Source organism: Streptococcus sp. SPS1 (genome assembly GCF_030439915.1).
Lineage (GTDB): Bacteria > Bacillota > Bacilli > Lactobacillales > Streptococcaceae > Streptococcus.
Genome location: NZ_JAQFJG010000003.1, coordinates 211,298 through 218,760, shown reverse-complemented (window position 1 = coordinate 218,760; position 7,463 = coordinate 211,298). Strand labels below are relative to the sequence as shown.

General features: G+C 41.5%; 8 protein-coding genes. All 8 read left to right on the top strand.

Going from position 1 to position 7,463, the window contains the following annotated elements; translation table 11 throughout:
* Positions 1-228 precede the first annotated feature (228 nt).
* The 8 genes from pyrH to PCY12_RS04205 all read left to right on the top strand — a co-directional run bounded on the left by pyrH (position 229) and on the right by PCY12_RS04205 (position 7,352).
* Complete coding sequence (gene pyrH, locus PCY12_RS04240; protein ID WP_000002996.1) at positions 229-966, top strand: UMP kinase; 738 nt, start codon at positions 229-231, stop codon at positions 964-966.
* Between the two features lie 8 nt (positions 967-974).
* On the top strand, positions 975-1,532 hold the full coding sequence (frr, locus tag PCY12_RS04235) for a ribosome recycling factor (RefSeq protein WP_001262220.1): 558 nt from the start codon (positions 975-977) through the stop codon (positions 1,530-1,532).
* 59 nt (positions 1,533-1,591) lie between these two features.
* Positions 1,592-2,446 (top strand): RNA-binding virulence regulatory protein CvfB, encoded by an 855-nt coding sequence (gene cvfB, locus PCY12_RS04230; RefSeq protein ID WP_001095456.1) that lies wholly within the window; start codon positions 1,592-1,594, stop codon positions 2,444-2,446.
* An 8-nt stretch (positions 2,447-2,454) separates the two neighbouring features.
* Complete coding sequence (locus PCY12_RS04225) at positions 2,455-2,670, top strand: YozE family protein (protein WP_001232089.1); 216 nt, start codon at positions 2,455-2,457, stop codon at positions 2,668-2,670.
* 84 nt (positions 2,671-2,754) lie between these two features.
* On the top strand, positions 2,755-3,759 hold the full coding sequence (locus tag PCY12_RS04220; protein WP_301351710.1) for a PhoH family protein: 1,005 nt from the start codon (positions 2,755-2,757) through the stop codon (positions 3,757-3,759).
* Between the two features lie 85 nt (positions 3,760-3,844).
* Entirely contained in the window at positions 3,845-4,414 is a 570-nt protein-coding gene (locus PCY12_RS04215; protein WP_301351709.1) for a GNAT family N-acetyltransferase, read from the top strand.
* 66 nt (positions 4,415-4,480) lie between these two features.
* Positions 4,481-5,128 (top strand): helix-hairpin-helix domain-containing protein, encoded by a 648-nt coding sequence (locus PCY12_RS04210; RefSeq protein ID WP_301351707.1) that lies wholly within the window; start codon positions 4,481-4,483, stop codon positions 5,126-5,128.
* Entirely contained in the window at positions 5,112-7,352 is a 2,241-nt protein-coding gene (locus tag PCY12_RS04205; protein ID WP_301351706.1) for a DNA internalization-related competence protein ComEC/Rec2, read from the top strand. Before PCY12_RS04210 ends, PCY12_RS04205 begins: the two co-directional genes overlap by 17 nt.
* Positions 7,353-7,463 lie beyond the last annotated feature (111 nt).

The window sequence follows — 7,463 nt, the reverse complement described above, 5'->3', positions numbered from 1 at the left end:
TTTATGTTTTGTCATAGTAGACCTCATTTCTAACTCAAACGTCTCACACTTAATTCCACCATAAAAATCCGTTTTAGACTAATTTCCACTTTGATTAGGCAAGTGGAAATTACTTTGAGAAGTTACGGAATTTTTAACGGTCTAATTTTTTTCAAAGAATTGCTCATGATACTATAAAAATCTTAGAAATTGTGATAAAATAGGTAGGATAAAAGAAGGAGAGTGAAAATGGCGAATCCCAAGTATAAGCGTATTTTAATCAAGTTATCAGGTGAAGCCCTTGCCGGTGAACGTGGCGTAGGGATTGATATCCAAACAGTTCAAACAATCGCAAAAGAGATTCAAGAAGTTCATAGCTTAGGTATCGAAATTGCCCTTGTTATTGGTGGAGGAAATCTCTGGCGTGGTGAACCTGCAGCAGAAGCAGGTATGGACCGCGTTCAGGCAGATTACACAGGAATGCTTGGGACTGTTATGAATGCTCTTGTGATGGCAGATTCATTGCAACAAGTTGGGGTTGATACACGTGTGCAAACAGCTATTGCTATGCAACAAGTGGCAGAGCCTTATGTCCGTGGACGTGCCCTTCGTCACCTTGAAAAAGGCCGTATCGTTATCTTTGGTGCTGGAATTGGTTCACCTTACTTCTCAACAGATACAACAGCGGCCCTTCGTGCAGCTGAAATCGAAGCGGATGCCATACTTATGGCTAAAAATGGTGTCGATGGTGTTTACAATGCCGATCCTAAGAAGGACAAGACAGCTGTTAAATTTGAAGAATTGACTCACCGTGATGTTATCAATAAAGGTCTTCGTATCATGGACTCAACAGCTTCAACCCTCTCAATGGATAACGATATTGACTTGGTTGTCTTCAACATGAACCAACCAGGCAACATCAAACGTGTCGTATTTGGTGAAAATATCGGAACAACTGTTTCAAATAATATTGAAGAAAAGGAATAAGAAAGATTATGGCTAACGCAATTATTGAAAAAGCTAAAGAGAGAATGACCCAATCTCACCACTCACTTGCTCGTGAATTTGGTGCTATCCGTGCCGGTCGTGCTAATGCAAGCTTGCTCGACCGTGTACATGTAGAATACTATGGAGTAGAGACTCCTCTTAACCAAATCGCTTCAATTACGATTCCAGAAGCGCGTGTTTTGTTGGTGACACCATTTGACAAGTCTTCATTGAAAGACATCGAACGTGCCTTGAACGCTTCTGATCTTGGTATCACACCAGCTAACGACGGTTCTGTTATTCGCTTGGTTATCCCTGCTCTGACAGAAGAAACTCGTCGTGACCTTGCTAAAGAAGTGAAGAAAGTCGGTGAGAATGCTAAAGTGGCTGTCCGCAATATCCGTCGTGATGCTATGGACGAGGCTAAGAAACAAGAAAAAGCAAAAGAAATCACTGAAGACGAATTGAAGACTCTTGAAAAAGACATTCAAAAAGTAACAGACGATGCTGTTAAACACATCGACGACATGACTGCCAACAAAGAAAAAGAACTATTGGAAGTCTAAAAATAAACAGAAAAACTCAGTTGGCATTGCTGGCTGAGTTTTATTCGAAAGAAGGAAATATGAATACAAATCTTGCAAGTTTTATCGTTGGACTGATCATCGATGAAAACGACCGTTTTTACTTTGTGCAAAAGGATGGTCAAACCTATGCTCTTGCTAAGGAAGAAGGTCAGCATACAGTAGGGGATACAGTCAAAGGTTTCGCCTATACAGATATGAAGCAAAAGCTCCGCCTGACAACCTTAGAAGTGACTGCCACTCAGGACCAATTTGGTTGGGGAACTGTAACGGAAGTTCGTAAAGACTTGGGTGTCTTTGTGGATACAGGCCTTCCTGACAAGGAAATCGTTGTGTCACTCGATATTCTCCCTGAGCTCAAGGAACTCTGGCCTAAGAAGGGCGACAAACTCTACATCCGCCTTGAAGTGGACAAGAAAGACCGTATCTGGGGACTCTTAGCCTATCAAGAAGACTTCCAACGTCTGGCTCGTCCTGCCTACAACAACATGCAGAACCAAAACTGGCCAGCCATTGTATACCGTCTCAAGCTGTCAGGAACTTTTGTTTACCTGCCAGAGAATAATATGCTTGGTTTTATCCATCCTAGCGAGCGCTATGCAGAGCCACGTTTGGGTCAAGTTTTAGATGCGCGTGTTATTGGTTTTCGTGAAGTGGACCGTACTTTGAACCTCTCTCTCAAACCACGTTCCTTTGAAATGTTGGAAAACGATGCTCAGATGATTTTGACCTACTTGGAAAGCAATGGCGGTTTCATGACCTTAAATGATAAGTCATCTCCTGATGACATCAAGGCAACCTTTGGCATTTCTAAAGGTCAGTTCAAGAAAGCACTTGGCGGCTTGATGAAGGCTGGTAAAATCAAGCAAGACCAGTTTGGGACAGAGTTGATTTAGGGTGACATATGAGAAAATCATTTTACACTTGGCTCATGACTGAGCGCAATCCTAAAAGTAACAGTCCTAAGGCTATCTTGGCAGACCTAGCTTTTGAAGAGTCTTCCTTCCCAAAACACACCGATGATTTTGATGAGGTCAGTCGCTTTTTGGAGGAGCACGCTAGTTTCTCTTTCAACCTAGGAGACTTTGACGCTATCTGGCAAGAATACTTAGAACACTAGCATGATTCACTGGGTTTGGGCTAGTAATTTCTCCATCCCTTTGCTATAATAAAAAGAAATAAAAGGATTAGAGAGGTTCTTTATTTGAAGGAACATTCAATAGACATTCAACTGAGTCATCCAGATGACCTGTTTCATCTTTTTGGTTCCAATGAACGCCATCTCCGTTTGATGGAAGAAGAGCTTGATGTGGTGATTCATGCCCGTACGGAGATTGTCCAGGTTTTGGGAGAAGAGACTGCCTGTGAGGAAGCCCGTCAGGTTATTCAGGCTTTGATGGTCTTGGTCAATCGTGGGATGACCGTTGGCACGCCAGATGTGGTGACTGCGATTAGCATGGTCAAAAACGATGAAATCGACAAGTTTGTCGCCCTTTATGAAGAAGAAATCATCAAAGATAATACAGGAAAGCCTATCCGTGTCAAAACACTGGGTCAAAAACTTTATGTGGACAGTGTCAAACAGCATGATGTAACCTTTGGAATTGGGCCCGCAGGGACAGGGAAGACCTTTCTTGCAGTGACCTTGGCAGTGACTGCCCTTAAACGTGGGCAGGTCAAGCGGATTATCCTGACTCGTCCAGCAGTGGAAGCGGGTGAAAGTCTAGGTTTTCTTCCGGGTGATCTTAAAGAGAAGGTAGATCCTTACCTTCGACCTGTTTATGATGCCTTGTATCAGATTCTGGGAAAAGACCAGACGACTCGTCTCATGGAGCGTGAAATTATCGAAATTGCTCCCCTTGCCTACATGCGTGGACGGACCTTGGATGATGCCTTTGTCATTCTCGATGAGGCGCAAAATACGACTATCATGCAGATGAAGATGTTCTTGACTCGTCTAGGTTTTAATTCTAAGATGATTGTCAATGGAGATATCAGTCAGATTGACCTACCACGTAATGTCAAGTCCGGTTTGATTGACGCTCAAGAAAAACTCAAGAACATTCACCAAATCGACTTTGTTCATTTCTCAGCCAAGGATGTGGTTCGCCATCCAGTTGTTGCTCAGATTATCCGAGCTTATGAACCAGCACCTGTCAAGAATGAAGAGAGTGAAGAATTAGAGTCTCAACCTCTGTCTGAAGGATAGTTCTTTTGTATTTAAAGTTATCTCAATACAATATTTCAGTCAATATCCTTATATTAGTTAGAAACTTTTCAAGCGGAGGAAACGTATGGAATCAATCTTTTTAAAACTAGCCCAGTATCCCATAGTCGAGACAGAGCGTTTATTGCTTAGACCTGTAACCTTAGATGATGCGGAAGCTATGTTTGACTATGCTTCGGATAAGGATAATACACGTTACACTTTTCTAACCAATCAAAATTTAGAAGAAACTAAAAATAATATTGCTCAGTTTTATCTTGCCAATCCCTTGGGACGTTGGGGAATAGAACTAAAAAGCAATGGCAAATTTATCGGAACTATTGACTTACACAAGATTGATCCTGTTCTTAAGAAGGCAGCTATTGGCTACATTATCAATAAAAAGTATTGGAATCAAGGATTGACGACAGAAGCCAATCGTGCCGTAATTAAGCTAGTTTTTGAGAAGATAGGAATGAATAAGTTAGTTGCTTTACACGATAAGGCTAATCCCGCGTCAGGAAAGGTCATGGAGAAATCAGGCATGCGTTTTTCACATGCAGAACCATATGCTTGTATGGACCAGCATGAAGAAGGCCGAATCGTTACAAGAGTTCATTATGTATTGACCAAGGAAGACTATTTTGCAAATAAATAAGCAGTTGAGAAGGAATTTTCAACTGTTTTTTCTTCCTCTTACGAATAATCTAAGAGAGGAGAAAATATGGAAGCAATTATCGAGAAAATCAAAGAGTATAAAATCATTGTCATCTGTACTGGTCTGGGCTTGCTTGTAGGAGGATTTTTCCTGCTAAAACCAGCTCCACAAACACCTGTCAAGGAAACGAATTTGCAGGCAGAAGTTGCAGCTGTTTCCAAGGATTCATCGACCGAAAAGGAAGTGAAGGAAGAAAAGGAAGAACCGGTTGAACAAGATCTAATCACAGTAGATGTAAAAGGCGCTGTTAAAGCACCTGGAATTTATGATTTGCCGGTAGGTAGTCGAGTCAATGATGCTGTTCAGAAGGCTGGTGGCTTGACAGAGCAAGCAGACAGCAAGGGGCTCAATCTAGCTCAGAAAGTTAGTGATGAGGCTCTGATTTACGTTCCCACTAAGGGAGAAGAAGCAGCTAGTCAACATACTAGTTCGGGGACAGCTTCTTCAACAAGCAAGGACAAGAAGATCAATCTCAACAAGGCCAGTCTGGAAGAGCTCAAGCAGGTAAAGGGATTGGGTGGCAAACGAGCTCAGGATATTATAGACCATCGTGAATCAAATGGCAAGTTCAAGTCGGTTGATGAACTTAAGAAGGTCTCTGGCATTGGTGCTAAAACGATAGAAAAGCTAAAAGACTATGTTACAGTGGATTAAGAATTTCCCCCTTCCCCTAATCTATCTGAGTTTTCTATTGCTCTGGCTTTACTACGCCATTTTTTCTGCATCCTATCTTGCTTTGTTGGGCTTCGTTTTTCTGCTAGTCTGTCTCTTTATCCAATTTCCGTGGAAGTCTGCTAGCAAATTTCTAGTGATTTGCGGAATCTTTGGCTTCTGGTTTCTCTTTCAAACTTGGCAACAGAGTCAAGCTAGTCAAAACCTAGCGGATTCTGTTGAAAGGGTACGGATTTTGCCTGACACTATTAAGGTCAATGGTGATAGTCTATCCTTTCGTGGCAAGTCTAGCGGTCGTACTTTCCAAGTCTATTATAAACTCCAGTCCGAGGAGGAGAAAGAAGCCTTTCAAGTCTTAACAGACCTTCATGAGATAGAACTTGAAGGAAAACTTTCGGAGCCAGAAGGACAGAGAAATTTTGGTGGATTTAACTATCAAGCCTATCTGAAGACTCAGGGAATTTACCAGACGCTTACTATCAAAAAAATCCAGTCACTTCAAAAGATTGGCAGTTGGGATATAGGAGAAAATCTATCCAGTTTACGTCGAAAGGCGGTAGTTTGGATTAAGATGCACTTTCCAGACCCTATGCGCAATTACATGACGGGGCTTCTATTAGGACATCTGGACACAGATTTTGAGGAGATGAATGAGCTTTATTCTAGTTTAGGAATTATCCACCTTTTTGCCTTGTCGGGTATGCAGGTAGGCTTTTTCATGGATGGATTTAAGAAACTTCTCTTGCGATTGGGCTTGACCCAAGAAAAGTTGAAATGGCTGACCTATCCCTTTTCCCTTATTTATACAGGTCTGACAGGATTTTCAGCTTCGGTCATTCGCAGTCTCTTACAAAAGTTACTGGCTCAACATGGTGTTAAGGGCTTGGATAATTTTGCCTTGACGGTGCTTGTCCTCTTTATCATCATGCCCAACTTTTTCCTGACTGCAGGAGGAGTCTTGTCCTGTGCTTATGCTTTTATCTTGACCATGACCAGCAAAGAAGAGGAGGGACTTAAGGCTATTGCCAGAGAAAGTCTGGTTATTTCTTTGGGAATATTACCCATTCTATCCTTCTATTTTGCGGAATTTCAACCTTGGTCCATCCTCTTGACCTTTGTCTTTTCCTTTCTATTTGACATGGTCTTCTTACCGCTCTTGCCTATCTTATTTGCCCTTTCCTTTCTCTATCCAGTCATTCAGCTTAATTTTATTTTTGAATGGTTGGAGGGAATGATTCGCTTTGTATCACAGGTGGCAAGTAGACCTCTGGTCTTTGGACAGCCCAATGCATGGCTTTTAATCTTATTGTTAATTTCCTTGGCTTTAGTCTATGATTTGAGGAAAAACATTAAAAGGCTAATGGTGTTGAGCTTATTGATTACAGGTCTCTTTTTCTTGACCAAGTATCCACTAGAAAATGAAATCACCATGCTGGATGTGGGGCAAGGCGAAAGTATTTTCCTACGGGATGTAGCTGGTAAAACTATTCTCATAGATGTAGGTGGCAAGGCAGAATCTGATAAGAAAATCGAAAAATGGCAAGAAAAGACGACGACCAGCAATGCTCAGCGAACCTTGATTCCCTATCTTAAAAGTCGAGGAGTAGCCAAGATTGACCAGCTAATTTTGACCAACACGGACAAGGAACATGTTGGAGATTTGTTGGAGGTGACCAAGGCATTCCATGTAGGGGAAATTTTAGTATCAAAAGGCAGTCTGAAACAGAAGGAATTTGTGGCAGAACTACAGGCGACTCAAACTAGCGTGCGTAGTGTGACAGTAGGAGAGAACTTACCCATTTTTGGAAGTCAGCTAGAAGTCCTATCTCCAAGGAAAATTGGAGATGGAGGTCATGAAGATTCACTGGTTCTGTATGGGAAATTCTTGGATAAGCACTTTCTCTTTACTGGAAATTTGGGGGAGAAAGGAGAGAAGGACATGCTGAAGCACTATCCTGACCTAGAAGTGGATGTTTTGAAAGCTGGCCAACATGGCAATAAAAAATCATCAAGTTCAGCCTTTCTAGAAAAACTCAAACCAGAGATTGCCCTCATCTCAGTTAGAAAGAGTAATCGAACGAAATTACCACATCAGGAAACTTTGACACGACTGGAAGGTATCAATAGCAAAGTTTACCGAACTGACCAACAAGGAGCTATACGCTTTAAAGGGTGGAATAGTTGGAAAATCGAAAGCGTTCGATAGGAAGGAAAAGTATTATATATTAGTAAAATAAACTAAAAATCTATTGCATAATAATGATAAAAACGATATAATGAAAGCGTATTCGATTTTGATGATATAAAACCATTAAAA

Excerpts from the sequence above, each read along its gene's own strand:
- pyrH (WP_000002996.1), top strand. The coding sequence starts at position 229 with ATGGCGAATCCCAAGTATAAGCGTATTTTAATCAAGTTATCAGGTGAA.
- frr (WP_001262220.1), top strand. The coding sequence starts at position 975 with ATGGCTAACGCAATTATTGAAAAAGCTAAAGAGAGAATGACCCAATCT.
- cvfB (WP_001095456.1), top strand. The coding sequence starts at position 1,592 with ATGAATACAAATCTTGCAAGTTTTATCGTTGGACTGATCATCGATGAA.
- PCY12_RS04225 (WP_001232089.1), top strand. The coding sequence starts at position 2,455 with ATGAGAAAATCATTTTACACTTGGCTCATGACTGAGCGCAATCCTAAA.
- PCY12_RS04215 (WP_301351709.1), top strand. The coding sequence starts at position 3,845 with ATGGAATCAATCTTTTTAAAACTAGCCCAGTATCCCATAGTCGAGACA.
- PCY12_RS04210 (WP_301351707.1), top strand. The coding sequence starts at position 4,481 with ATGGAAGCAATTATCGAGAAAATCAAAGAGTATAAAATCATTGTCATC.
- PCY12_RS04205 (WP_301351706.1), top strand. The coding sequence starts at position 5,112 with ATGTTACAGTGGATTAAGAATTTCCCCCTTCCCCTAATCTATCTGAGT.